The organism is Candidatus Krumholzibacteriota bacterium (assembly GCA_016931295.1).
In the GTDB taxonomy this organism is placed as follows: Bacteria; Krumholzibacteriota; Krumholzibacteriia; order Krumholzibacteriales; family Krumholzibacteriaceae; genus JAFGEZ01.
In genome coordinates this window covers 1-26810 of record JAFGEZ010000031.1, presented here as the reverse complement: position 1 = coordinate 26810, position 26810 = coordinate 1, and the positions used below count along the sequence as shown (strand labels likewise).

15 protein-coding genes and 1 pseudogene are annotated in these 26810 nt (G+C 68.5%); 11 read left to right on the top strand and 5 right to left on the bottom strand.

Going from position 1 to position 26810, the window contains the following annotated elements:
* Positions 1-33 precede the first annotated feature (33 nt).
* From JW876_07840 to JW876_07825, 4 genes are all read left to right on the top strand, one after another.
* Positions 34-3327, top strand: coding sequence for a PD40 domain-containing protein (locus JW876_07840; GenBank protein ID MBN1885416.1), 3294 nt, complete (start codon positions 34-36; stop codon positions 3325-3327).
* A 265-nt stretch (positions 3328-3592) separates the two neighbouring features.
* Positions 3593-6046, top strand: coding sequence for a S8 family serine peptidase (locus tag JW876_07835; GenBank protein MBN1885415.1), 2454 nt, complete (start codon positions 3593-3595; stop codon positions 6044-6046).
* A 164-nt stretch (positions 6047-6210) separates the two neighbouring features.
* Entirely contained in the window at positions 6211-8631 is a 2421-nt protein-coding gene (locus JW876_07830; protein ID MBN1885414.1) for a T9SS type A sorting domain-containing protein, read from the top strand.
* A 16-nt stretch (positions 8632-8647) separates the two neighbouring features.
* Entirely contained in the window at positions 8648-11053 is a 2406-nt protein-coding gene (locus JW876_07825) for a hypothetical protein (protein MBN1885413.1), read from the top strand.
* A gap of 36 nt (positions 11054-11089) precedes the next feature.
* On the opposite strand, the gene JW876_07820 is transcribed toward JW876_07825, so the two are convergent.
* Together JW876_07820 and JW876_07815 are read right to left on the bottom strand one after the other, a co-directional pair.
* Entirely contained in the window at positions 11090-11332 is a 243-nt protein-coding gene (locus JW876_07820) for a GlsB/YeaQ/YmgE family stress response membrane protein (protein MBN1885412.1), read from the bottom strand.
* Positions 11333-11413: 81 nt separating this feature from the next.
* Positions 11414-11491, bottom strand: a pseudogene (locus JW876_07815) (aquaporin).
* A gap of 210 nt (positions 11492-11701) precedes the next feature.
* Between JW876_07815 and JW876_07810 the strand changes: the two are divergent.
* Positions 11702-14320: a carbohydrate binding family 9 domain-containing protein gene (locus tag JW876_07810; GenBank protein ID MBN1885411.1), complete on the top strand. Its 2619-nt coding sequence runs from the start codon at positions 11702-11704 to the stop codon at positions 14318-14320.
* Here JW876_07810 and JW876_07805 read toward each other — a convergent pair.
* A complete protein-coding gene (locus tag JW876_07805; protein ID MBN1885410.1) occupies positions 14310-15413 on the bottom strand; it encodes a glycosyltransferase family 4 protein in 1104 nt (367 codons plus the stop codon). The two genes, JW876_07810 and JW876_07805, sit on opposite strands and share 11 nt — an antisense overlap.
* A gap of 276 nt (positions 15414-15689) precedes the next feature.
* Here JW876_07805 and JW876_07800 point away from each other — a divergent pair, with 276 nt between their 5' ends.
* Entirely contained in the window at positions 15690-16256 is a 567-nt protein-coding gene (locus JW876_07800) for a hypothetical protein (GenBank protein ID MBN1885409.1), read from the top strand.
* Between the two features lie 224 nt (positions 16257-16480).
* A complete protein-coding gene (locus tag JW876_07795; protein ID MBN1885408.1) occupies positions 16481-17239 on the top strand; it encodes a DNRLRE domain-containing protein in 759 nt (252 codons plus the stop codon).
* Between the two features lie 40 nt (positions 17240-17279).
* On the opposite strand, the gene JW876_07790 is transcribed toward JW876_07795, so the two are convergent.
* The gene (locus JW876_07790; GenBank protein ID MBN1885407.1) at positions 17280-18179 is read right to left on the bottom strand and encodes a mechanosensitive ion channel family protein; all 900 of its coding nucleotides are present in this window, start codon (positions 18177-18179) and stop codon (positions 17280-17282) included.
* 279 nt (positions 18180-18458) lie between these two features.
* On the opposite strand from JW876_07790, the gene JW876_07785 reads away from it, so the two are divergent.
* The 4 genes from JW876_07785 to JW876_07770 all read left to right on the top strand — a co-directional run bounded on the left by JW876_07785 (position 18459) and on the right by JW876_07770 (position 22404).
* Complete coding sequence (locus JW876_07785) at positions 18459-19649, top strand: hypothetical protein (GenBank protein ID MBN1885406.1); 1191 nt, start codon at positions 18459-18461, stop codon at positions 19647-19649.
* A 190-nt stretch (positions 19650-19839) separates the two neighbouring features.
* Positions 19840-20115, top strand: a complete 276-nt coding sequence (locus JW876_07780; GenBank protein ID MBN1885405.1) for an FHA domain-containing protein — start codon at positions 19840-19842, stop codon at positions 20113-20115.
* Between the two features lie 256 nt (positions 20116-20371).
* Positions 20372-21835 carry an MFS transporter gene (locus JW876_07775; protein ID MBN1885404.1) on the top strand — a complete coding sequence of 488 codons (1464 nt, stop codon included), beginning with the start codon at positions 20372-20374 and terminating at the stop codon, positions 21833-21835.
* Positions 21832-22404, top strand: a complete 573-nt coding sequence (locus tag JW876_07770; protein MBN1885403.1) for a hypothetical protein — start codon at positions 21832-21834, stop codon at positions 22402-22404. The genes JW876_07775 and JW876_07770 overlap by 4 nt, the downstream gene beginning before the upstream one ends.
* Before the next feature lie 6 nt (positions 22405-22410).
* Here the strand turns inward: JW876_07770 and JW876_07765 are convergent.
* Positions 22411-26810 (bottom strand): S8 family serine peptidase (locus tag JW876_07765; protein ID MBN1885402.1); only part of this gene is annotated, 4400 nt, incomplete at its 5' end.

Below are 26810 nucleotides of genomic sequence, written 5' to 3'. Positions count from 1 at the left end.
TATGTCCTTCAGTCATTCGAAAGGAGAGGACCCATGGGCAAACGGGAACTGCTGTTCCTGGTCGTGGCGGCCCTGATGGTCGCCGGCGTCGCGCACGCCGAGCCGGAAAGCCGTCTCATGCGCTTTCCCGACATCCACGGCGACAGGATCGTCTTCACGTACGGCGGCGATCTCTGGCTCGTGCCGGCCGAAGGAGGCACGGCGACGAGGCTCACGTCGCACGGCGGGAACGAGGGCTTCGCGAAGTTCTCCCCGGACGGGGAGACGATCGCCTTCACCGGCCTCTACGACGGCAACAACGACGTCTACACGATCCCCGTGGGCGGCGGCGTGCCGAAGCGGCTGACCTACCATTCGATGGGTGACCTCGTCGTCGACTGGCATCCCTCGGGCAAACAGATCCTCTTCCGGTCGTCCCGCGAATCGAAGACCAACCCCGGACCACGCTACCGCCGGCTCTTCCTCGTCGGCGTGGACGGCGGCTACCCGGAGGCCCTGCCCCTCTTCGAGGGGGAGCTGACCTCCTTCTCCCCCGACGGCACGAAGATCGCCTACAACCGCATGTCGCGCGAGTTCCGCACGTGGAAACGCTATCGCGGCGGCATGGCGCAGGAGATCTGGCTCTACGACCTGAAGAAGAACGTCTCGGAGAAGCTCACCGACTTCGAGGGCACCGACGCCTTCCCGATGTGGTTCGGGGACCGCGTCTACTTCGTCTCCGACCGTTCCCACGCGATGAACATCTTCTGCCTCGACATGAAGACGAGGGAGATCCGGCAGATCACCAGCCACAGGGAATACGACGTCAAGTGGCCGAGCCTCGGCGACGGCAGGATCGTCTACGAGAACGGCGGCTTCCTGTACGTCCTCGACCTGGCAACGGAGAAGGCCGAGCGGATCAAGGTACAGGTGCCCGGCGAGCTCAACTCCACGCGGCCGCATTTCGTGAACGCCGCGGGGATGATCCGCACCTTCGATCTATCCGCCTCCGGCAAGCGCGCGATCTTCGGCGCCCGGGGCGAGATCTTCACCGTGCCGGCCGAGAAGGGCGTGGCCAGGAACATCAGCCGCACCTCCGGCGTACGGGAACGGTCGCCCGCATACTCCCCCGACGGCAGATGGATCGCCTACTTCGCCGACGAAACGGGCGAATACGAGCTCTACACGCGCCCGGCGGACGGCACGGGCGATCCCGTGCGCGTGACCAAGGGGCTCCACAACTACCCCTTCCTGCTGAAATGGTCTCCCGACAGCAAGAAGATCCTCTTCTACGACCAGACCTTCAAGCTCTACTGGGCCGATGTCGAGGCGAAGAAATTCCACGTGATCGACGAGGACGACTGGGGCGATCTCAACGATTTCGCCTGGTCGCATGACAGCAAGTGGATCGCCTACTCGAAGCGCGACTTCGACAGCGCCCTCAGTTCGATCTGGCTTTACTCCCTCGACGAGGGACGCTCGCAGCGCGTCACGAGCGGGATGTACAACGACTACGATCCCACGTTCGACCCGGGCGGCAAGTACCTCTTCTTCGTCTCCGACCGCTCGCAGAACATCCGGTTCCACTCGCGCGAGTTCGACGTCGACTTCCCCTACCCCTCCACCGTCTGCGTCCTCACGCTGGCGGCCGACACGCCGAGCCTCCTCGCTCCCGAGAGCGACGAGGTCGAGGTGAAGGAGGAGGAGAAGAAGGACGAGAACGAAAACGGCGACGAGAAGAAGAAGAAGAACGAGGAGAAGACCGACGAGGAGAAGAAGGACGAAGAGGGCATCAAGATCGACTTCGACGGGATCGAGCACCGCGTCGTCGCCCTTCCCCTCGGAACGGGCAACTTCATCGGGCTCTACGCCCTCGAGGGCAAGCTCCTCTTCGCCGAGGTCCCCAGCACGCCGATCTCGCTGAACGGCATGCCCGGCTCGGCGGAGCTCAAGTTCTTCGACTTCAAGGAGCGCGAGGCGAAGACGGTCATCGCCGGGATCAACGGCTACGACGTCTCCGCCGACGGCAAGAAGATCATCTACTCCGCGCGCGGCCAGTACGGGATCATCGACGTCGCCCCCGGCAAGAAGGTCGGCGACGGCTCGATCTCCACGGCCGGGCTCACGATGAAGCTCGATCCGCGGGCCGAGTGGGCGCAGATGTTCAACGAGGCGTGGCGGCTCGAGCGCGACTTCTTCTACGTCGACAACATGCACGGCGTCGACTGGGACGCGATGAAGAAGCGCTACGAGCAGTTCATTCCCTACCTGACGAGCCGCGACGACCTCAACTACGTCATCGGCGAGCTGATCGCCGAGCTGTGCGTCGGGCACTCCTACGTGGGCGGCGGCGACTACTACCCGAGCGCCTCGTTCATCGGCGGCGGCAAGCTCGGCTGCGATCTCGAGATCGACTCGAAGAGCGGCCGGTACCGCATCTCGAAGATCTACGGGGGCCGCAACTGGGATCCCCAGTTCATCGCCCCGCTCGCCCAGCCGGGGATCGCCGTCGAGGAGGGAAACTTTCTTCTCGCGATCAACGGCGTCGACCTGAAGTACCCGACGAACCCCTACGAGCTCCTCGAGGGGCTCGCCGGCGAGCAGACGATCGTCACGGTCGGCACGACGCCGGGCGACGACGACCCGAAGGATTACACGGTCGTCCCCGTCGCCAGCGACATCAACCTCCGCTACGACGACTGGGTGGAGGGGAACCGCCTGAAGACCCTCGAGGCCTCCGGCGGGAAGATCGGCTACATCCACGTCCCGTCGACGGCCGTCTGGGGACTCGTCGAGTTCGCGCGGCAGTTCTACGCGCAGGCGCGGATGGAGGGGATCGTCGTCGACGTCCGCTACAACAGCGGCGGCTGGATGCCGACCCTCTTCACCGACCGGCTCAGCCGCAGGATCTCGAGTCTCTGGGGCGAGCGGTACGGCCGCGTCAACCCCTTCCCCGTCGCCGCGCCCGTCGGCCACATGGCCTGCATCATCAACGAGCGCGCCGGCTCGGGAGGCGACGCCTTCCCCTTCTTCTTCCGCCAGAACAAGCTCGGCCCCCTCGTGGGCAAGCGGACCTGGGGCGGACTGGTCGGCATGAACCGCAACCTGCCGCTCGTCGACGGCGGCATGGTCACCGTGCCGACGGTCGGGTTCATGAACCTCGACGAGGAATACGACGTCGAGAACGAGGGGATCGCCCCCGACATCGAGGTCGAGAACATGCCCGACGAGGTCGTCAAGGGCCGTGACCCGCAACTCGAGCGGACGATCGAGTACCTGATGCAGAAGATTTCGGAGGATCCTCCGCGCACGAAGTACACCAAGCCGAAGGATCCCGACAAGAGTTGATCCGCAGCAGGATCGCTTCGCGGGGGGGCGCCGCACGCGGCGCTCCCCCGTCGCTTTCCGTCTCGAACCGCCCGCGCCCCCGATCGCCGCTTCGCGCTCCAGCCCGCCCCGACGCCCTCATTTCCGCATTCGCCGATCGTCGTGTCGCGCCGCCGTTCTCCGCGCCCCGTTTGAACGCGGCGCGCCGATGTGGTATCATACGGGGAAACCGCTGCAGTTCCATCAAATCACGCGCGGGCCGGCCCGCCGGGAAGAGAGACGCCTCATGAGACCGCTCGTCGCCGTTTCCTGCATCCTCGTTTTCCTGACCGCCGCGGTTGGATCGCCGGCGGCCGGCGGGAAATTCGACCCCTCCCTCCGCTTTCTCGCGGACCACCGCGCCGCCCCCCTCCTCGCCGGGATGGCGGGGCGTCCCTTTCTCGCGGCCGGGGCCGGGGAATCGGTCGTCGTGACGGCGAAGTTCGACCACGTCCTCTCCGGCGCCGAGATCGAGGCGCTCCGCGCCGACGGCGTCCGCTTCTTCGAGGCCGGCGGCGACATCGCGCGCACCGGGGCGATCTATCCCCTCAGGGTGCCGTGGGAGGCCCTCGACGGCCTCGCCGCGCGCCGCGAGCTGCTGCGCGTCGAGGCGGCCTGGAACCCCGTCGTCCTTCCCCTGCTCGACGTGAGCGCGGTCGAGATCGAGGCGGCGGCCGCCCGGGGCTACGACGACCCGCTCGGCGCCCCGATCGCCGGCTCGGGGATGCGGATCGCCGATTTCGACACGGGGATCGATGTCTTCCATCCCTCCTTCTTCCGCGCCGACGGCGACACGCTCGACTGGATCGACGCCGACGAATCCGGCGATTTCACCGCGGGAACGGACGCGGTGGACCTGGACGGCGACGGTTTCGCCGACGCCGGCGAGACGCTCGACTTCCTGGACGGGTGGATCTACGATCCCGCCCACGTCTGGGGCGCGGGCTACCCGAGCAACGACGACGGCGTCTGCCAGACCTGGTGGGACTGGCTCTACAACGACGCGAACGGCAACGGCGAACGCGAATACGGTCCGGGCGACGGCTTCGCCGAAAGCGACCCGACCTACGGCGAGCTTCTCTTCATCGCTCTCGACGACGACGCCGACGGCGAACTCGACCCGGGCGAGCGACTCGTCGCCCTCGGCACGTCGAAGGTGCGGGCCACGGCGAACGCCGACCAGGTGGAACGCGAGCGCGGCGTCGACCTCATCATGAACGAAAACGACACGAACGGCCACGGCACGGCCGTCTCGGGGATCCTCGCCGGCGGCTGGCCGGGACGCCACCGCTTCACCGGCGTCGCCCCCGATGCCGAGATCCTCGCCGGCTACTTCTTCTCGGGGCTCCCCATCTCCTACCTCGTGCCCTGGGCCCGCTCCCGCGAGGCCGACGCGATGCTCTACGAGTTCGGGGGGTTCGTCTGGGAGCCGCTCGACGGCTCCACCCTCGACGCCGAGATCATCTCGATCGAGAACGAGACGATCGTCCAGGTGACGCCCTCGGGCAACCTCGCCCGCGGCGGCAAGCACGCAATCTCGAACGTTCCGGCGAACGACTCGACGACCGTGCGGATCGGCGTCCCCCAGTACAACGGCCAGGACATCGGCTACCTCTACGGGACGGTCCTCTGGCGGACGGCGATCGACGACCTCGTCTTCCGCATGGAGACGCCGCTCGGCGGGCGATTCACCTTCGAACCGGGCCTGTACGAATTCGACGGCTACTACTTCTGGTTCGACTGGTACGAGAGCGACCGCGGGACGATGGAGTTCGACTTCTACGTCGCCTACAACAACAATCCGAACGTCCTCGGCACGTGGGAGCTCACGATCGTCAACGAAACGGCCGGCGAGATAGAGACGATCGAGAACGTCGCCGACAATCTCTCCTCGTGGGCCGGCGGCGCCGAGTGGCTCGACGACGTCTCCAACGACCGCAACGTCACCTGGCCGGCGACCGCCGACAGCGCCTTCTGCAACGCCTCCTACTCGACGCGCGGCTTCGAGGGGTACGGCGGCGTCGGCGCCGGGTCGATCCCGCCGGGCGAGATCAGCGCCTTCAGCGGCCGCGGGGCGAGGATCGACGGCAAGCACCTGCTCGACATCGCCTCGCCGGGCAACTACGACGTCTACTCGACCCGGACGAGCCAGGACACCGGCGGCTATCCGCTCGGCGGCTACCGCCAGTTCAGCGGCACGAGCGCCGCGGGGCCGCACGTGGCGGCCGCCGTCGCCCTCGTGAAGCAGTCCGACACGACGCTCACCGCCGACGGGATCCAGGGGCGGATCGCCGCGGCCGCCCTGGCCGACGGGTTCACCGGCGCCGTCTACAACGACACGTGGGGCTGGGGCAAGCTCCGCATCCTCGACGCGCTGGGCGTCGCCGTCGCCGTCGGGGAGATCGAGAGGGGCGACCGGCCGCCGCGGCTCGTCCTCGACGCCAACTGGCCCAACCCCTTCAATCCCGTGACGTGGATCCCCTTCTACATCCCCGCGGACGGGCGGGCGAGCATCAGGATCTACGACGTGCGCGGACGGCTCGTGCGCGTTCTCCGCGAGCGGCGTTACGAGGCCGGGGCGCACAGCGTCATGTGGGACGGACGGGACGAGGCGGGCCGCGAGGCCGTCTCGGGGGTCTACTTCTGCGTGCTGCGCGCGGGAGACGAGACGCGGTCGCGGAAACTCGTGTTGCTGCGGTGACCGGGCGCGCGCGGGAGTCCTTTCCTCACAGGCGGTTGCGTAGTATATTCGAAGTGTGGCCGGCCGACGCGTCCCGAGCGAAGAACGGATACGCCATGCTCGCACCGTCCCGTGACGGAATCCCACCCGGTCGAGAGCAGGCGCTCCTCCGAAAGGAGCCCTCCATGAGGTCGACGAGTCTGCTTTCCTGCGCCCTGCTCGCCGTACTTTTCGCGGCCGGCGCCGCCCAGGCCGGCGAAGTGCGCGCCGTCTACCGCTTCGACGCCCCGCGCATCGAGCCGCGCGGCGGCGGATTCTCCGCGCTCGTCTTCGAGAACACGATCGGGCTCGGCCCCGTCGGCGAGCCGGCCTTTCCCTTCCGCGGCGCCCGCATCCTCCTGCCCGAGGGCGAACGCGCGGCGTCGGTGCGCATCGAGCGACGAGACTGGACCCCCGTCGCCGGCACCTGCCGTCTCGCCCCCCGCCAGGCCTTCATCCCCGTCAGCGCCCCGCGTCGAAGCGACCTGCGGGTGAACGAGGCGGCCTACGGCGTCGACCGGTGGGTCGAGCCGGAGACGGCACGGTTCCGCACCTTCCATTACCGGGGGCACCCGATCGCCGTCGGCTCCTTCAGTCCCGCCGCCTTCCATCCGCGAGGCGGTCTCGTCGGCTGGTACGGCGAGATCGAGCTCGTCGTCGAGACGTCGCCCGACCCGCGCGCAACCGAGGCGGCCGAGCTCCGCCGGACGGACGCCGAAACGATCGCCCGGCTCTCCGCGCTCGTGGACAATCCGGGGGCGGCGCCGGCGCCGGCCGACTCCCGCGCCGAGGAACTCGGCTTCGAGCGCTACGAGTACCTCATCCTCACCAACGAGACCCTCGCCTCCTCCTTCGAGCCGCTCAGGCGATTCTACAACCGGCGCGGCATCCGCACGAAGATCGTCGCCTGGGAGAGCGTCGAAGAGGTCTTCGACGGGATCGACCCGGCGGACAACGTCCGGCGGGCGATCCGCGACGCCTACATCCACAACGGGATCACGCACGTCCTGCTCGGCGGCGACGCCGACGGCCATCCCGACGACCCGAAGACCGTCCCCTTCCGTCCCCTCTACTGCGGCTTCCTCCTCGAGGGGATACTCGCGGACCCGACCTTCGAGCACGACAACAACATCCCGGCCGATATCTACTTCGCCTGCCTCGACGGCTCGTGGAACGACGACGCCGACACGGCGTGGGGCGAGCCGGGCGAGGACGACCTCTTCGCCGAGGTCGCCGTCGGCCGCGCGCCGGTCGACGACCCGGCCGAGGCGGCCGACTTCGTGAACAAGACGATCCTCTACCAGTCGAGCCCGGTCGCCGGCATGAACCGCTCGGTCGTCCTCCTCGGCGAGAAGCTCTGGGACGAACCGCTCGTCTACGGGGGCGACTGCATGGACGAGCTCGTCGGCACGTGCGTTGCGAACGGCTACGAGACCTGCGGCTACCCGGTCGGCTTCGCCGTGACGCGCCGCTACGAACGCGACGGCGACTACTGGTACAATGCCGACGTCTGTCACGAGGTGAACGACGGCACGCTCTGGCTGGCGCATCTCGGGCATTCCTACACGCATTACTGCATGCACCTGAGGCCCGACCAGATAAACGAATACACCTTCGCCAACGACGGATCCGCTGCGCCCTTTCCCGTCTTCTACTCGCAGGGCTGCTACGCGGGAGCCTTCGACAACCGGATGTCCTCCACCCAATGGGATCCCGTGGACTGCATCGGCGAGATCTTCGTCACCACGCCCCACTGCGCCGTCGCCTTCATCGGCAACTCGCGATTCGGACTCGCCGACGCCCCCGGCACCGACGGGCCCAACCAGCATTTCATGCGCGAGTTCTTCGATGCCGTCTTCTCAGAGGGCTGCAACACCCTCGGCGAGGCGAACAACCGCTCGAAGGAGGAGGTGGCGCCCTTCCTCGTCCCGCCCGACCTCTACGAGACGGGCGGTCTCCGCTGGGTCTACTACTGCCTGAACCTGCTCGGGGACCCGGTCATGGAGACGTGGACCGACGAACCGAATCCGATGAGCGTCTCGCACCCGATCCTGATGAGCCGCGGCGCCGCTTCGATCGTCGTCGACACGGGAGTCGAGGGAGCCCTCGTCGCCCTCTGGGCCGACGGCGAGTGCTTCGCCCGGGGCGTGGCCGACGCCGGCGGCACGGCGACCGTCGAACGCTGCCGGACGATCCCCGACTCGCTCACCTCGATCGAGATCGACGCGTGGGCCCACGACCGCGAGGCGTACCGGGGCCTCGTCTTCTTCAGGGATCCGGCCACCGGCGCGGACGCGCCGCCGCCGCTTCTGCGCCTCGAACAGAACGAGCCGAATCCATTCAATCCGTCGACGGTCATCCGCTTCGTCCTCGACCGGCCGGGGCGCGCCCTCCTGCGCGTCTACGACGTGCGGGGACGGCGCGTCGCCACCCTCGTCGACGGCCGTCTCGACGCCGGGTTGCACGCGGTTCCGTGGCGCCCCGCCGGCGCGGCGAGCGGCGTCTATCTCTACGTGCTCGAGACGGGCGGGCGGCGGATCGCCCGCAAGGCCGTCCTCCTGCGCTGACGACGAAAGGAACGACATGCCGTTTTCCCGGAGACTGCCCGCGGTCATTCTTCTCGGAACCATGCTCGGCTTCGCCGCCGCGGGACTGCGGGGCGCGGAGATCCGCGCCGTCTACCGCTTCGACGCGCCCGCCGTCGCCGTGGACGACGGAGGATGGACCGTCCTCCGGTTTCCCGACGCGGTCACCTCCGGTTCGGCCGGTTATCCCGGCTATCCCTTCCGGGGCGTCCGCCTCCTGCTGCCCCCCGGCGAATCGGTTTGTTCGGCGCGGATCGAGCGGCGCGGTTGGCGGCTGCTCGAGGGGCGCCACCAGATCAGGCCCCGGCAGCGCCACGTGCCGGGAACGGGCGCGGACGCCGGCGGACGGCTGCTGGTGAACGAGGCGGCCTACGGCGTCGACCGCTGGGTCTCGCCGCCCGAGCCCGTCTTCTGCACGCACTTCCTGCGCGGCCACCCGATCGCCGTCGGCGCCTTCAGTCCCCTCGGCTATCGCCCCGCAGCGGGCGAGGTCGGCTGGTTTGCCGAGGTCGAGGTCGTCATCGAGACCGCGCCCGATCCGCGCGCCGCCGCCGCGACCGCCCTCCGCCGCGACGACCCGGCGACGATCGCACGACTCGAACGCGTCGTCGACAATCCCGGCGCCGCGCCCGCCGCCGTCGCGGCCCCCCTCCCGCCAGGGAAATCCTACGAGTACCTCATCGTCACCACGGAGAGCCTCGCGGACGATTTCGCTTCCCTCGCCGAGTTCCACACGCGGCGCGGGATGCGGGCGCGGATCCTCACGGTGGAGGCGATCGCCGCCGGGTACGACGGCGTCGACGACGCCGAGCGGATCCGCACGGCGATCGCCGACGAGTACGCCCTGCACGGGATCACGCACGTCCTCCTCGGCGGCGACGGCGACGGCCCGCCCGAAGGCGGCGAGGCCATCGTCCCCTACCGCGGCTTCTACTGCGGCGTCGAATCGAACGTCCTCTACGAGGAGCCGAACATCCCCGCCGACATGTACTTCTCCAATCTCGACGGCACGTGGAACGACGACGGCGACAGCCTCTGGGGGGAACCGGGCGAGGAGGACCTCTTCGCCGAACTGGCGGTGGGACGCGCCTGCGTGGAGACCGCCGGCGACGTGGCCACCTTCGTCGGCAAGACGACCCGCTACCTCTCCACGCCCGTCGGGGAAAAGATCGAGTCGGCCCTTCTTCTCGGCGAGCACCTGTGGGACGACCCGCTCACCTGGGGCGGCGACGAGCTCGACCAGCTCGTCGGTGTCTGCGGCAACTACGGCTTCGTCACCGGGGGGATTCCACCCGCCTTCGACGTCGATCGCCTCTACGACCGCGATCTCGGCTACTGGTCGAAGTACACGGCGCGCGACTCGATCAACGCCGGAACGCACTGGGTAATCCATTCGGGGCACTGCAACAGCTCGTACTGCATGCGTTTCTCTCTCGGCGACATCAACGACGCCAGCTTCACCAATGACGGCCTCGCTGCCAACTACGCGATCGTCAACTCGACCGGCTGCTACACCGGCTCCTTCGACAACCGCACGGTCACCGTCTACAACGACGTCGACTGCATCGGCGAGGCGATGGTCTCGATCGACCACTTCGCCGTCGCCTGCCTCGCCAACAGCCGCTACGGCTGGTTCGAGGAGGGAACGACCGACGGCCCCTCGCACCACTTCCAGCGCGAGTTCTTCGACGCCGTCTTCACCGAGGGGCTCACCACGCTCGGCGAGGCGAACGCCGACTCCAAGGACGACACGGCGCCCTTCATCGATCCCCCGGGCGAATACGAATCGGGGGCGCGCCGCTGGAGCCTCTACACGTTGAACCTCCTCGGCGATCCCGCGCTCGACGCGTGGACGGCCGCGCCCGCTTCGATCGCCGCCACGCACCCGGCCGTCGCCGGCAGGTGGGACGACGTTTTCGAGGTCGACACCGACGCGCCCGGGGCGACGGCGGTCCTCTGGATGAACGGCGTGGTCTACGGCCGCGCCGTGGCCGACGAGGCGGGGCACCTCTCGATCCCGCGGAGCCTGCCCTACCCCGACACACTCGCCGCGGTCGAGCTCGACGTGTGGGCGCACGACCGTTACGTCTACCGCGGCACGATCGCCATCGACGAGGCCACCGCGGCGGAGACGCCGCCCCCCGCCGTCGCGCTCTTCCAGAACGCGCCGAACCCCTTCAACCCGTCGACGGTCATCCGTTTCGAGCTGTCGCGCAACTGCCTCGTCGATCTGCGGGCCTACGACGCGGCGGGGCGGGAGGTCGAACGGATCGTGCGCGCCGAGTACCCGGCCGGGCGCCACGCGATCGACTGGCGCCCCGACAACCTGCCGAGCGGCGTCTATTTCTACCTTCTCCGCGCGGACGGGACCCGCGTCTCCCGCAAGGCGGTCCTCCTGCGCTGAGCGCTCCGGGTCGCCGTCAGTCCCGTGTGCTCGTTCCTACCTGTTCTTTATCAGGCCGATGATGAACAGGAGGACGATCGCCCCGACCAGGGCGGTCAAAAGCGATCCGATGACACCTTCCCCGCCGATGCCGAGCAGGCCGAACAACCAGCCGCCGACGATGCCCCCGATGATACCCACAATGATGTTGCCGAGGATTCCGAAGCCCCGCCCCTTCATGATCAGGCCGGCAATCCATCCGGCAACGCCGCCGATCAGCAGAAACCACAGGATGCTCATCACGCACTCCCTTCCCGGAAAACGCCGCTACCCGGCCGTATCGATCGGCCGGCACACGAACCCGCCCGGGATGGCGCCCACGATCGGCGCGAATCCCCAAGGCGCTTGCTTGTCGGTAGCCCCCACGATGACGAACAGGAAGTCGAAGGTCATCACGATCCCGACTTCTCCGGTGAACCCTTCTCCCATCCCGCTTTCGGCCCGATTCTTCCGGCAGCGCGATCACCCTGTCAACACGAAAGAATCCGTGCGATCGACACGCGCGCGACCTTCCGCGATTTTCCCTGCAACATTCCGATATCTCGATCCGTCATCCATGATGCCGGAGGCGCGACATTCGCCGTGGGCGACAGGCGAAAGACGAGGACGATGACCGGAACGACAATCGCGAGGCAACTCATCCTGGCGGGAACGATCGCGGCGTGCGCGGCGGAACCCGCCCTGGCCGGCAACCCCGCCGACAGTCCGGAACAAACGAAGGCGATCGGGATCGACGTTGCGCGACGCATCCGCGCGGTCCGCATCGACGGCGGCAAGCTCGCCATCGACGGCCTCCTCGAGGAGGCGGCCTGGCGGGGGGCCGCGGAAGGCACGGGGTTCACGCAGACCGAGCCGCACGACGGCGAACCGGCGACAGAGAGGACATCCGTCCGCCTCCTCTACGACGACCGCGCGATCTACGTCGGCATCCGCGCCTTCGACGACGAGGCGGAACGGATCTGCGCGCGGCTCGCGCGCCGCGACGACGAGTGCCGCTCCGACTGGGTCTACGTCTACTTCGACTCGTACGACGACAACCGGACGGCCTTCTGCTTCTGCGTCAACCCGGCCGGCTCCCGGATGGACGGCCTGGTCTTCGACGACAACAGCCTCGACATGAACTGGGACGCCGTCTGGGACGTCGGCACCTCGATCGACGACGACGGCTGGACGGCCGAGTTCGCCATCCCCTTCAGCCAGCTCCGCTACAACGGCAATCCCTCCTGGGGATTCCAGGTCCGGCGGGTCATCGACCGGAAAAGCGAGGAATCCCACTGGGCGCGGAAGCCCAAGAACACGTACCAGTTCGTCTCCATCTTCGGATCGGTCACGGGACTCGACCATCTGCCGCACGTTCGGCGCCTCGAGGTGATGCCCTACGCGGTGACCTCGGTCGACGCCTGGGGCGCGCGGGATGACGATCCCTTCCGGCGGGATCCGGACGGCGATTTCCGCCCCGGGATCGACATCAAGTACGGCCTGACGAGCAACATGACCCTCGACGCCACGATCAATCCCGATTTCGGGCAGGTCGAGCAGGACCCGAGCGAGTTCAACCTCACCGCCTACGAGAGCTTCTTCGAGGAGAAGCGCCCCTTCTTCATCGAGGGCTCGAGCCTCTTCCAGTTCCGGCTGATGTTCGGCGACGGCGATTCAGAGCGGCTCTTCTACTCGCGCCGGATCGGCCGGGCGCCGCAGTTCCACCCGCTCGATTCGAAACGGTACGAGGGGCGGGACACCGACGCGTTTCACGAGTTCACGCCGCGATTCACGACGATCCTCGGCGCCGCGAAGGTCACCGGACGCACGGAGAGCGGCTGGTCGATCGGCCTCCTCGACGCGGTCACCGACAAGGAGGAGGCCCGGGTGGCGCTTCCCGGCGGCGAGCGGCAGGCCGTCGCCGTCGAGCCGATGACCAACTACCTCGTCGGCCGCGCGAGGAGGGACTTCAACGACGGCGAGAGCACCGTCGGCGCGATCCTGACGAGCGTGAGCAGGGACCGTTCCAACGACGACATGTCATGGCTCAACCGCGACGCGTGGACGGGGGGGCTCGACCTCACCCACCGCTGGGGCGACTCGGGCTACGAGATCGACGTCTCGGTGATGGGCAGCCATCTCCGCGGCTCCACGGATGCGATCCTCGACGCGCAGACCTCGTCGGCCCGCTACTTCCAGCGCCCGGACGCAAGCCACGTCGATGTCGACTCCTCCCTGACCCACATGGAGGGCTACGCCGCGAAGATCTGGGGTGGCAGGTTCTCGCAGGGACGCTTCCGTTTCGGCCTCGGCTACATCGCGCGCAGCCCGGGATTCGAGTGCAACGACCTCGGCTACATGCAGCGGGCCGACCGGAACATGGGCGTCTACTGGATGCAGTGGCGCGGCTGGGAACCGGGGCGGTTCGTCAAGAAGTACAGCACCAACATCAACCTCTGGCGGAGCTGGAACTTCGACGGGGAGATGTACGATCTCGGCGGCAACGTGAACGGCTCGTGCATGTTCGTCAACGAGTGGGAGATCTACGGCGGATTCAACCGCGAGCAGTCGGTGCCGAGCCTCACGCTGCTCCGCGGCGGCCCGTCGGTGCTCGTCCCCGGCTACTGGTCCGGCTGGCACGGGATCAACACCGACACGAGAAAGCGGATCGTCCTCGGCTACGACGGGGAATTCAACGTCGACGACGAATCGGTCCGACGCTACTGGGCCTCCCCCTGGATCCAGTTCAAGCCGTCGGACCGCTTCGACATGACCGTGAGGACCGAGTGGAACGACCGCCACTTCGGGCAGCAGTACGTCGACGAGGTGAACGGGCGCTACGTCGTCGCCCGTCTCGACCAGCGCGTCTTCCGCCTGACGACGCGCTTCAACTGCACGATCACGCCGAGGATGAGTTTCCAGCTCTACGCGATGCCCTTCGTCACGGCCGGGACGTACCGGGACTTCCGCGAGGTGACCGATCCCCGGGCCGACCGCTACGACGACCGGTTCGCCCCGTACGACTACGAAAACGACCCCGACTTCAACTTCAAGCAGCTTCGCTCGAACGTCGTCTTCCGCTGGGAGTACAGCCCCGGCTCGACCCTCTACCTCGTCTGGTCGCGGGGCGCGACCGACTACGAGGAGGAGTACGGGCGCTACTCGCTCGGCCGCGACCTCGACCGGATGTGGACCGCCCCGAGCGACAACACGTTCCTCGTGAAGTTCAACAAGTGGTTCAGTTTGTAGGCCGGCCGATCAGTTCGCAAACGAGGCCGACGAGAAGCCCGCCGATGACGACGCGCTCGGAGAAGCGCTCGGCCCAGGCGCGGGCGGCCAGGGCGACGGCGCGGTAGAGGCCGGGCTCGTCGCGGTAGCGGTCGAGGGCGGCTGCGATCGCCGCCGGGTCGCGCGGCGGCACGAGCAACCCCCGCTCTTCCTCGCCGACGAGGACGGGGAGATTCTTCCACCGACTCGCCACCACCGGCACCCCCGCGGCGAAGGCCTCGAGAAGAACCGCCGGATTCCCCTCCCCCTCGTGATAGGTCGGCAAGAGCAGCGCGTCGTAGCCGGCGATCGTCGCGGCGGCCTCCCCCGGCTCGGTCTCACCCCGGTAGGCGGCGTTCGGCAGGCGCTCGACGGCCCTGAGGAACTCCTTCGCGTCGCGCGGGGCGAGTTGCCCCCAGACGTCGCACGAGAGATCCGTTCGCCCGCCGATCGCCGCGAGGATGTCGAAGATCCCCTTCTCCCGCTTGACCTGCCCGACGAAGACGCATCGCCCGCCGAAACGGCCGGGATCGAAGTCGGCGGCGAAGGCGTCGTCGGGAACGACGTTCGGGTAGACCGTCAGCCGCGCGCGGTCGATTTCGAGAAGACCGGCGAGCTCCACCGCGAGATCCTCCGTCTCGGGAAGGAGGGCGTCCGCGCGGCGCAGGGCGCCCCGCGCGACGGCGCGCCACGGCGCCGGCATCCCCCGCAGCCGCTCGGGAAGAAAGGAGCCGAAGGGTTTGACGACAACCGGGCGGCGCAGGAGGCGGCAGGCGTGGATGACGGGAACGCCGAGCGTGCAGAGAAAGCGGCTGTTCCCCCAGAAGAGGACGACATCCGCGGCGGGAAGCCGCCGGAGGAAACGCGCGAGGATCCGCAGGCCGCGCACGAGGTCCCGCGCCGAAAGGGGATCGTGGGTGAGGCGGACCGCGCCGCCGCCGGAGGTGTCGACGTGGTCGAGCGCGAACCCGTTCTCCGCCCAGTACCGGCTGCGGAGAAGGTAGCGCGTGGAGACGGTGTCCCCCCCGATCGGAGGCGGCGCCGGACCGAGGACCAGTACGCGTCGCGGTTCCATGGCCGTCATTATGCGCACGACAGGGGCGGGGCTGTCAACCGGGCGCGGACGCACCGCCGCCCGCGTCCCCGCTAGCCCATGCATCAAATCACCGGCGTTTCCCGTTTCGCTCGCCCGCCGCGCCCGCGGACGAGCACCCCATTGACACCGCTTCCGCCGATATGATAGAATAGATTTAGAAATCAGAACGACCCTCCTCTTCTTCTCTGCGCGACGTTTCTGATATTTCTAAATCCGTCTACCAGTCTATTCGAGATAGATACACACGAGGAAACGATGATGCGTTATCTCTTCCTTGCATCGATCGTGCTGTTGCTGTCGCCTGTCTCCCCCGCGTTCGCCGAGACGCCGGACGGAACGTCCTTCGTCGATTTCGCGATGCGGGCGGGCGACGGCCTCGACGCGCGATGGTCAGAGATCGCCGGCGGCCGGGGGAACGCCCTCCAGGGGCTTTCGACCGTCGGACGGAGATCCGGTGGCGCCGTAATGCAGCGCTCGACAACCGGACGGCGGACCCACGCCCGGCACACGGTCGACGCTTCCGGATTCATCCACAAGGGGAAGACCGAGCGATACTTCCCCATCACCGCGAGGACGCGCGACGGCGCGACCCGCGGCACGAGGGTCCTGCGGAATCCGGCCAGCGATTCCCACGGACTCTCGTTCGATCGGCTCCGCCAACCCGACGCCCGCATGACGAAACGCGGGTTCTTCACGCGGCGCGCCTCCGCCCCGCGCAAGTCCCCCGCGATGGGACAGCGAATCGGCGGCGCCAGCAGCACGCGCCGCACCGCCTCGCGCCCGGCCTACCGGGCGGCCCGCCCGAGGGGCGCCCGGCGTTGAGGAGCCGACCGGGCATCTTTTTTTCGGGGGCGCCGCAACGTCCCCGCACGCGGAACGGGTTCTGAAACCCTCCCCGTTCCGTCCGTACGCGCGAACGGCCGGGCTTCCGGGCCCGGCCGGCGCGCATCCGGCCCACCGGCGCCCGCCCGCGGTTTCTTCCCCCTTGCCCCGCACGCCCCGCCTGGTGTATACCTGTGTCCTGCCGCGAAGAAGGGAGCAGACCTATGCCGTTCACCATCCGCGCCCGACAGGCCGCCGCCAGGACGGTCCTCATCGCCGCCGCGCTCGCGATAGCCGCCTGCGGGAGCGACGATCCGGCCGGTCCCGTGGCCGAGGAGCGCGACACCACGCGCGTCGCCTTCCAGGACGGGCTGCTTCCCTCCGCCCTCTACGCCGGCACGCGCGACGCGGCGATCAAGGATGGTCCGACCGAGGAGATCCGCGGCGGCAACTTCGGCACGGCCGCCCTCGACACGCTCGGAACGCGCGAGGCTGGCGACGGTTTCTTCGAGAGCCGCGTCCTTGTGAGATTCGACCTCGCCTCCCTCACCAACTGCTGGTACGTCGTCTCCGCCGATCTCGCCGTCTGGATCGAATCGATCGACGAACCTTTCGTCGCGAGTCTCTACGAGACGACCGTCCCCGGCTTCGTGCCGGGCACGTGGGTCGAGGGAACGGGAGGAGCGGCCGGCGGAGTCTCCTGGAACACGATCGACGGCCTCGTGCCGTGGAACGTGCAGGGAGGGGATACGGCGGGCGGCGTGATCGCGCAGGCGACGATCGCGCCGGGGGACACGGCGGCGGTCTTCACGCTCCCCGCATCGCTCGTCCAGTCGTGGATCTCGATCCCCGCGTCGAACCACGGCGTGGCGCTCCGCGCCGCCTATCCCGCCCCGGGGGCGTCGGCGGTCGTTCGGATGCGCGAATCGGGCGCCCCGGCGCGCCGGCCGGCCCTCTCGATCGTCTACATCCGATACGGGTGAGGCTGCACGGGGTCCGGCGGCGCCGGACGAGCCGACGACGCTACGCGCCGCCTTCCGTGTCCGGCGATCGACGATTCGCCACGGTGAGAACGCCGGTGTTCTCGCCCTCTCCCATGTAGAGGGTGACGTGCGGGAAGGGGATCTCGATCCCCCGCTCGTCGAACGTCTTCTTCACGCGGCGGCGGAATTCCCTCGCGACCGCCCATTGCTTGATCGGCAGCGTCTTCATCATCACCTTGATGTTCACCGAGGAATCGCCGAAGGAATCGAGGCCGAGCACCTCGAGGGGCTCGAGCATCATCGGTCCGTACTCGGCGTCCTCCCTCATTTCCGCCGCCACCTCGCCGAGGATGCCGATCACCATGTCGATGTCCTCCTTGTATGCGACGCCGATCTCGACGAGGGCCCGCGACCATTCCTTCGTCATGTTGGTGAGGGTGGTGATCTCCCCGTTCGGCACCACGTGGACCTTCCCCTCGAGATCGCGGAGCGTCGTCACTCGGAGGTTGATCGACTCGACGAGGCCGCTCTTGCCGGCGATCTCGACGACGTCCCCCACGTTCATGTGGTTCTCGAGGAGGATGAAGAAGCCGCCGATGACGTCCTTGACGAGGCTCTGCCCGCCGAAGCCGACGGCGAGGCCGACGACCCCCGCGCCGGCCAGGAGCGGCCCGATGTCGATCCCGATCTCCTTGAGGATCATGAGCAGGACGGCGGTCAGCACGACGATGCGCATCGTCGTCTCGAGGATCCGCCCGAGGGTCTCGGCCCGCTTCTGGCGCTCGATGTCCTCGGCGTGCATCGACTCGATGCGGCGCTTCGACCGCCGGATCAGGAGCGAGAAGAGGCGGATCACGATGAACGATCCCACGACGATCACGAGGATCCGCAGGCCGCTCGAGAGCAGCCATCCGTATACGAGATGGAGATACTGCTGCATGCAACCTTCCTTTCGTTGCCCTTCGCGCCAGGCCGGGCCGACGTTCCGTTTGCCCCCGGCGAGCCGGAGCACTATTGTACACGAGAGCGGGCTTCCGTTCACGGCCGAATTCGGGCACGGCCATTGCAGCCTCCCGCGTGGGGGAACAAACGGCCGTACGGCATCGGGGGTGACGGTTTCCCGGAATTCCCCATACTTCCTGGTAGAGCCCTCCCCGGGGCGGGACGGGAAGCATCCCGGGGCCCCGAGGTTGCACTGCTCGCATCGAAGGACCGCATAATGCGTCTCAGAGTCGCGCTCGTGCTCGCGCTCGCCTTCGCCGCCGCCGCCTGCGGAGCGGAGAGGGCCGACAATCCCCTCGCGCAGGGAGGGGCACCGGAAAACGTTTCCTGGCCGCGGAAGGGCGTCGTCCACTGGCGCTCCTTCTTCGACTGGGACGAAAAGACGCTGTCGGAAGCGGCCGAGGCCGAGTACATCGTCGTTCCCACCGCATACTGCTTCTCCCCCGTCGGCGTCCCGATCCTCGCGAGGCTGCGCGAACTGAATCCCGACATCCGGGTTCTCGGCTACCAGGGCGTCCTCAACCAGGGGCTGCTCTGGCCCGACACGGTCTACCTCGAAACGACCCTCCCCTTCGCGCTCGACATCTGGCGCGCCGTCCGCGACGACTGGGCGTGGACCGACACCGGCGACACCTTCCAGATCTGGCCGGAGGCGATCTTTCTCGACCCGATCACCGGCGGCGAACTGAACCGCGACCTCATCGACGAGATCGTCTCGCTCTACGAACGCTACCAGCAGGCCACCGGGTACGTGCTCGACGGGGTCTTCCACGACTACTTCACCGATTATCTCTACGTGAACTGGATGCTCGAGGAGACGGTCGAGGGCGATCCCGACCTCGACGACGACGGCGTCCCCTTCGCCGACGATCCCGACGAGCAGGCGCTCCTCGTCGCCTGGCAGAAGGAATACGTCCGCGCCTTCGACGAGCGGTTCGGCTCCTCCTTTCTCCAGGTCGCGAACGGTCACCTGCCACAGGTCGACGCCGAGCTGGCCGGCATGCTCAACGGGATCTACTACGAAGCCTTTCCGAACAACCGGTCCGGTTTCACCGACTGCGAGGGCCTCGAGCGACTCGTCGAGAACTGCGCCGAGGGGTGGCTGCGCCCCGTTGGCGGCCGCACCTGGAGCATCACGACCAACGACGAGCTCGAGCAGAACAACTGGTTCTGCCTCGTGGCGAGCCTCATCGCCGGCTGCTGCTATACCGAGCACTACGAGGGATCGGTCTTCACCGGCTGGCAGCTCGCCGTGGACTGCGGCCTTCCCCTCGGGCCGGCCGCACGGGAGGGGCGCCCGGACAGCATCCTCACCTGGCGCCGCTTGTTCGAACGGGGCGAGGCCCGCATCTCCTTCGACCACTCCGGCCGCCGCAGCGAGGTCGTCTTCGAGCCGGCGGCCCGATAGCCCTCCGCGGGAGGCCGCCGTGTTCCCGGATGGTACGTTTCTTGCGGTATTTGCCGTTCCGTCATCCCGAACCCACCCGCCGCACGACGGCCACGCTCGTTCGAAAGGTGTGCAAGTGTCTGGAAAGAAAGGCTCTCGCGGCAACGGCACCGCGGTGATGAACCGCCGCAAAGCGACGCGGAATGCTCGATTGACGATCACGAATGGCTGCTTTGCCGGCCTCGAGATCGCCATCCGGAAGGACGCCACGACCCTGGGATCCTCCGTCGACAACGACATCTGTCTCGACCACGCCTTCGTCGCCGGGCAGCACGCCGTCATCCGGCGCCGGGGCGGCGGCTACCAGATCGAGGATCTGAACACCCGTCACGGAACGGCGCTGAACGGCCGGGAGATTCACCGGAACGACCTGCAGAACAACGACCGGATCCGGATCGGGAATTTCGAGCTCCGCTTCCACTGCTGACGATCAGGCCGCCCATCGACGACACGGCCGGTAAACCGGGCGGAATTCCGCTTTCCCCGGCCCGCGTCCATCTGGTATCCTTGACCATTCCCGGCACGTTCAGGCGTGCCGGAACGCCATCATACCCAGCCGTATCGGCCGGGCGCCGCCCGTGCGGCCGCGCCGCCGGCGAAAGGATGTGTCTGCCGTGCCCGAACGCACCGAGAACAGCGGAGGGATCGGATCCTTCCCGCGCACCTTCTGGGTGGCGAACGTCATGGAGCTCTTCGAGCGGGGGGCCTACTACGGCCTCAACGCCGTCCTCGCCATCTACCTGTCCGGCAAGGTCGCCGACGGCGGCCTCGGTTTCCGGGAGGACATGGTCGGGCTGCTCCAGGGCTTCGTCTACGCCGTCACGTACGTCTTCCCGATCCTCGGGGGGGCGCTCGCCGACCGCTACGGCTACCGCCGGATGCTTTTGGCGGCATTCTCGCTCCTCACCGCCGGATATTTCATCTCCGGTCACGTGACGAGCTACGGCATCATCTTCGCCTCCCTGCTCCTCATGGCCACAGGCTCCGGCCTCTTCAAGCCGATCATCTCGGGGACGATCGCCCGGTCGACGACCGAGAAGAACTCGGGATTCGGGTTCGGGGTCTACTACTGGATGATCAACCTCGGCGCCCTCGTCGCGCCGCTCGTGGCCGGCTGGCTCTACCGCGGCTTCTCCTGGCGGTGGGTCTTCATCGCCAGCTCCCTCTACTGCTTCGCGATGCTGATCCCCACGATCTTCATCTACCGCGACCCGCCGAAGCCGAAGAGCACGAAATCGCTCGGCGAGGTGCTCGGCGGCGCGATCATGGTCCTCTCCGACGCGCGGTTCATGCTCCTCATCTTCGTCTACTCCTGCTTCTGGATCCTCTACTTCCAGAATTTCGGCTCGGTGCTCTGGTACCTGCGCGACTTCATCGATCCGGCGCCGGTGAACCGCTTCTTCGCCCGGATCGGGCTCGGCGGGTTCGCCCTCGGGCCCGAGCACGTCACGGTGATCAACGCGGGCACGATCGTGGTGCTGCAGGTCCTCGTCAACCTCGTCGTCAAGCGCTTCAAGGCGCTGCCGACGATGGTGGGCGGCGTGCTGATCGGCGCGCTCGGCTTCCTCGTGCTCGCCTCATCGCAGCACGCGTGGATCTTCATCCTCGGTATCGCCGTCTTCTCGATCGGCGAGATGACCTGCCATCCAAAGTACTACAGCTACATCGGCCTCGTCGCCCCGCAGGACAAGAAGGCCGTCTACATGGGATACGCATTCCTCTACGGCGTGATCGGCTCGCTCGTCGGCTCGAACGTCGGCGGCGAGGCCTACAACGCCATCCTCAAGCCGCTCCTGCGCCGACCGGACTTCAACCCGGCCCTCGGGATGCTCTCGCCGGAGATCGTCTCGACGCTCAGGAACTTCTGGCTCGTCTTCGCCGTCCTCGGCGTGGCGACGATGCTGCTGCTGCTGCTCTACAACCGGGTCTTCGGCGAGGACACGACGGCGACGCGGGCGAAAGCCCGCGGGGCGATGTTCTTCATCTACGGGCTGCTGATCGTCCTCTCCGGCCTGATGCCCTGGTTTGTCTGGCGCTCGAAGGGCCTGATCCCGCCGAAGACGTGGATCCAGGCGTTCATCATGCTCTCGATCGGCGTCGGCGGGCTCTTCACCCTCCTTCGCAAGCCTCGGGAGGAAACGGCATGAGACGCGCGGCGACGGGCACGATCCTCCTGGCCCTTTTCCCGCTCCTCCTCCCCTCCTGCAAAGGGGAGCCGGCGTGCGATGCCGCCCGGCTCGAGAACGCCGTCTACGGCTTCTATCTCGGTGAGTCGAAAACGGACGTCTTCGCCCGCGCGAAGGGTCGCGCCTCGTGGGAGCGGCTCCCCGATCCGCGCAGCGGCCCGCGCGGCGAGATGTATCGCTTCTCGGCGCCCCTGGCCGACGTGCGCGGCATCGACCACGCCCGTCTCACCTTTCTCGACGGTTGCCTGATGGAGGTGATCGTCTACTTCCGCAACACGAACGTTTCCACGCTCAACACGCTGCGCCGGCGTCTCGAGGAATGGTACGGCATGGAGGCCACCTCGCCGGACGGCACGATCGAGATGGCGTACAAGACATACTGGCTCAAGGCGCCGGGAATGTCGGTGACGCTTCGCCGCATCACGAAGAAGCCGGAGACGGAGCTCTACATCCAGTTCCTCCACAACGAACTGGACGAGCGCTACAGCGAACGGAAGGCGGCGCGCGAGGCGAAGATGCGCGGAGACTGACCGTGCTCAGCGGAGGAGAATGACCTTGCGCGTCCGTTCGACCGCCCCCGCCCGGAACCGGACGAAGTAGATCCCCGGCGCGGCCGCGCGTCCCGCCTCGTTCCGGCCGTCCCACGCCGCATGGTGCCGCCCCGCCTCGACGACGCCGCGTTGCAGCACGCGGACGCGCCGGCCGGCGACGTCGTAGACGACGATCTCGACGGGGCAGCGCTCGCGGATCTCGAAGAGGATGCCGGTTTCCCCTGACGTCGGATTCGGCCAGGGCGGACGCATCTGGGTGAAGAGCTCGCCGCCTGCGGGGGCGCCCCACACGATCCGCACCGGCGCTCCCTCGTTGTGCATCTCGTCGGATTCAGCGACATCGTCATTCGGATCGGCGACGGCCGTGCCGTACCACGAAGCGGGGGCGGCCCTCGCGAGGAGGAAGCGCATCGTCGCGCTCTCCCCGGGGGCGAGGCCGGGCACCATCGCGAGAAGTTCGTTCACCGGCGGGTCGGCGAGGGTCTCCTCCTGGATCACGTCGTAGGCGGAGAGCTCCACGAGAAAGGTGTCCGCCGCGGCGTCGCCCTCGTTGCGCACGACGACGTCGACGGCCACCGTGTCCTCGCCGGCCGCCTCGGTCGTCTCCGCGCGGACCGTCGAGACGACGAGGTCGGGCAACAGGCCGCACCCCGCGCCGCGGGCGCCGATGAGTTCACCGCAGGGACTCTCCACGGGCAGGCAGGGGGACAAAGCGAGGAGCCCGAAGGATTCCGCGTCGAGATCGCAGAAGAGCGGGTCGGCGGCGATGTTGTCGTTCAGCCCCGTCTGGTCGGGAGTGCCGCCGCCGTAACCGCCGCCCTCGTTGCCGTAGACGTCCGAGCAGGAGACGACCGCCTCGCCCGAGATCGAGTAGATCCCCTGGGCGGGGCCGTTGAAGGCGACGATCGTGCGCACGATCTCGTTGTCCGCGCCGTTGTAGAGCTCGAGCCCCGAGCCGTACCACGGCGAGGAATTGCCGGCCACGGTGCACGCCTCCATGAAGAGGTCCCTCGCGCTGTAGACGCCGGCCCCGGCGCTCGACGCGGTGTTGAACGCGATGATCGTGTTCGTCACCACGCAGGTGTTGCCCATGCCGTTGTAGAGCCCACCGCCGATCGCCCCGGCGTGGTTGCCGAGGAAGAGGCAGTCCTCGACGACCATGTCGGAATAGAGCCCGTGGATCCCCCCGCCCGAATTCCCCGTGGCGGTGTTCTCCTCGATGCGGCAGGAGCGGAAGGTGATGGCCGAGGAGCTGCGCACGCCGACGCCGCCGCCGTAATCGGTGGCCGTGTTGCCCGAGACGATGCATCTCTCGACGAGCGGCTCGGCGCCGGTGCAGTAGATGCCGCCGCCGTTCGGCGACGCGGCGTTGCCGGTGATCCGGCAGTCGCGGATGACGGCCGAGGAGCTGTTCACGTAGATGCCGCCCCCGCGGTAGCCGCCGTCGTAGCGGTTGCCGGAGACGATGCAGCCCGTGACGAGCGGGCTGGCGTCCTGGATCACCACGCCGCCCCCCGCCGCGCCGGTTACCGTGACGCCGGAGAGGACCGAGAGGGTATCCTCGCCGTGGTTGAAGAAGAAACCGTGGAAGGCCTCCCCGGTGGGATCGAAGCAGTCGATCACGGTCAACTCCGGCCCCGCCTCCGACCGCAGGACGAGCTGCTTGCCCATGAAGTTGATCTCGCGGTTCCCCGTGCCGGTGTACGTGCCCGGCGCGAGCAGGATCGTGTCGCCCGGCGCCGCGCCGTCGATCGCCGCCTGGATCGTTGGCATGTCCCCCGCGCCGTCGGCGCGCACGTACCAGTAGCTCCGCGTGTGGCAGCTCACCTCGCCGGCACCCATGAGGACGCCGCAGGGGTTCCCCGCCGGGCGGCAGGGCGAGGAATCGGCGATGTCCATCGTCTCCTCGCCGCAGAAGGCGGGATCGGCGGCGATGACGCCGTCCGTGCCCGTGCCGTCGCGCGATTCCCCGGTCCAGTCGCCGTCCTCGTTGCCCCAGACGTCGCTGCAGGAGACCGACACCTCGCCCATCCGGCCGGCGTGGAGACCGCCGCCCCCGTTGAAGGCGACGATCGAGGATTCGACGGCGATCTCGGCGTTCGGCCCCGCCGCCACGCCGCCCCCGGCGCGCGCCCGGTTGCGGGCGATCGTGCTCCTCGCGATCCGCGGCGCGGCCCCCTCGGCATACACGCCGCCGCCCGAGATCGTCGCCTCGTTCCAGGCGATGACGCACTTCGAGACGGCCGCGTCGGCGCCGAGAAGATAGATCCCCCCGCCCTCGCCGGCGCTGTTGCCCTCGATTCGGCAGCCGCGGATCGCCGGCGCCGCGCCGACCGCGGCGATCCCGCCGCCCGCCGCCGCCCGGCAATCGGCGACGAGGCAGTTGTCGATCGTCACGCCGGGCCCCGTCACGAGCACGCCGCCGCCGCGGCCGCGCCCCGCCGCGGGCGCGACGCCCCCGCGGACGGTGAGGTCGGCGAGAAGCACCGGCCCCGTCCCGGCGCCGAGAAGGAAGCCCCGGCCCCGTCCGCCGGCGTCGACGACGGTCGCCACCCTCCCGCCGGCCCCCCGGATGACGAGGGGCTTGTCGACGACGACGTCGTGCGCCTCGTGGATGCCGGGGAAGAGGAAGATCTGGTCGCCCGGCGCGGCTGCCGCCACGGCCGAGGCGACGTCCGGCGCGTCCCCGGAGCCGTCGGGGAAGACGTGCCAGGTGCGCGCCCGCACGCCCCCCGAGACGACGAGGGAGAAATCCTGCGCGCCGCCCTCGAGCGATTTCTTGTGGGTCACGCGGAGGATGTAGACGCCCGCCTCGGGGAAATCCACGACGACCTGCTCGACGTTGTCCGCCGCGTTGTCGCCACGCGCCGCGGGGGCGGCCGGATCGTCGGGATCGAGCCGCCACGGGAGATGCTCCTCACCACCGCCGCCGTCTCGCGCGATCCGCAGGTCGAGATCGTTGACGAGCCGGGGCTCGCGCGGATCGAGAGCCGGTTCGGGCACCTCGCCCGGCGGGTCGGTCCACGAGATCGTCGCCCGCAGCGGCGCCGTGCCGTCGCTCTCGTAGTACAGCTCGATCTGTTCGCCCTCGTCGAGGGACAGCTCCTGGATGAGCCCCTTCGTGCCCTCCTCGTCCGCCGCGATCAGCCGCCAGGCGGCGAGCGCGTCGAGGAGCCCCCAGCCGAACATGTAATCGGGGCCGGGAGCTGGGCCCGCCTCGCGGGCCGTGTGGAGCGCGAGGGCCTTGAGGGTGGCCGCGCGCATCGGCGTCCCGTGGACGTCGGTGTAATAGTCCTGCAGGAGCGCGAGCGATCCGCAGACGTTCGGCGAGGCCATCGATGTGCCGCTGTAGACGACGTAGGAGGAGTCGGAGGCGTTGCTCGCCGAAAAGAGCGCCACGCCGTTGCCGGCGATGTCGGGCTTGATGCGTCCGTCGTCGGTCGGCCCCCACGAGGAGAAGTAGGACATGCCGACGCTGTCCGGGCCGCCGTAGTCGGGTACGTCCTCGGCCGCGGCGACGACGAGGGTATTCTTCGCCGTGCCGTTGCCGTCGGGAAGGCAGTCGAAGCCCAGCGCCCCGCCGTCGGGCTCGCGGGTGTCCGTGCTGTAGGCCCACGTCCCGGCGACGTCGTCCCAGTAGCGGTGCCGCGTGCCCGGCTCGACGGCGTCGTTGCGGTCGTTCCCGGCGGAGACGACCGCGAGGTAGTAGGGCGCGGCGCTCAGCACCTCGTCCCAGCCGCGCGTCTCCTCGCTGTAGAAGCCGAAGAGGTAGTCCCTCGTCTTGCTGATTGCCACGTCGCCGAACCAGTAGGGCGGATCGTACGACGTGAGCCATCCCCTGACGTGCCCGTAGGAGTGGTTGGAGATGCGCAGCCCCCCGGCCGCGGCCGAGGCCATCTCGCCGAGGTCGTCGGTCCACTCCCAGGAGTTCAGGGACGCTTCGGGCGCCATGCCGCGGGCGCGCGGGTCGACGCCCGCGCCGATGAGGATGCCGGCGACGTGCGTGGCGTGCGTGCCGTCGGAGAAGGAGGCGGGATCGTTCCAGGTCGCGCGCGGCGCGATCTCGCGGTGCGTGAGGCGCGGCCCGTCGCCGTCCCAGAGACCGATCGTGAACCCCGCGCCGCCGCCGATCAGCAGCTGGACGCTGTCGGTCCGGGTGGACCGTGCCGCGTCGGCGTTGTCCATGATGTAGAAGAGGGGGAGGCCGTCCTGGAGTCCCTGGAGTTCCATGACGCGCCCGTCGGGCGAGACGAGGCGGGTCTCCCAGCCGCCGGCCGAGGCGAGCGCGACGGCCGCCTCGCGGCTTGCGCGGCTCCTGGCGTCGAGTTCGCCGGCGAGCGCGCGCAGGGCGGCGTTCCGGTCGCCGGCCGCGGTCGCCGGCCGTT

Bases quoted from the DNA above. Each gene is read 5' to 3' on its own strand.
- JW876_07785 (MBN1885406.1), top strand. From the start codon at position 18,459: ATGCGTCTCAGAGTCGCGCTCGTGCTCGCGCTCGCCTTCGCCGCCGCC.
- JW876_07840 (MBN1885416.1), top strand. From the start codon at position 34: ATGGGCAAACGGGAACTGCTGTTCCTGGTCGTGGCGGCCCTGATGGTC.
- JW876_07825 (MBN1885413.1), top strand. From the start codon at position 8,648: ATGCCGTTTTCCCGGAGACTGCCCGCGGTCATTCTTCTCGGAACCATG.
- JW876_07805 (MBN1885410.1), bottom strand. From the start codon at position 15,413: ATGGAACCGCGACGCGTACTGGTCCTCGGTCCGGCGCCGCCTCCGATC.
- JW876_07795 (MBN1885408.1), top strand. From the start codon at position 16,481: ATGCCGTTCACCATCCGCGCCCGACAGGCCGCCGCCAGGACGGTCCTC.
- JW876_07830 (MBN1885414.1), top strand. From the start codon at position 6,211: ATGAGGTCGACGAGTCTGCTTTCCTGCGCCCTGCTCGCCGTACTTTTC.
- JW876_07820 (MBN1885412.1), bottom strand. From the start codon at position 11,332: ATGAGCATCCTGTGGTTTCTGCTGATCGGCGGCGTTGCCGGATGGATT.
- JW876_07770 (MBN1885403.1), top strand. From the start codon at position 21,832: ATGAGACGCGCGGCGACGGGCACGATCCTCCTGGCCCTTTTCCCGCTC.
- JW876_07790 (MBN1885407.1), bottom strand. From the start codon at position 18,179: ATGCAGCAGTATCTCCATCTCGTATACGGATGGCTGCTCTCGAGCGGC.
- JW876_07775 (MBN1885404.1), top strand. From the start codon at position 20,372: ATGGAGCTCTTCGAGCGGGGGGCCTACTACGGCCTCAACGCCGTCCTC.
- JW876_07835 (MBN1885415.1), top strand. From the start codon at position 3,593: ATGAGACCGCTCGTCGCCGTTTCCTGCATCCTCGTTTTCCTGACCGCC.
- JW876_07810 (MBN1885411.1), top strand. From the start codon at position 11,702: ATGACCGGAACGACAATCGCGAGGCAACTCATCCTGGCGGGAACGATC.
- JW876_07800 (MBN1885409.1), top strand. From the start codon at position 15,690: ATGATGCGTTATCTCTTCCTTGCATCGATCGTGCTGTTGCTGTCGCCT.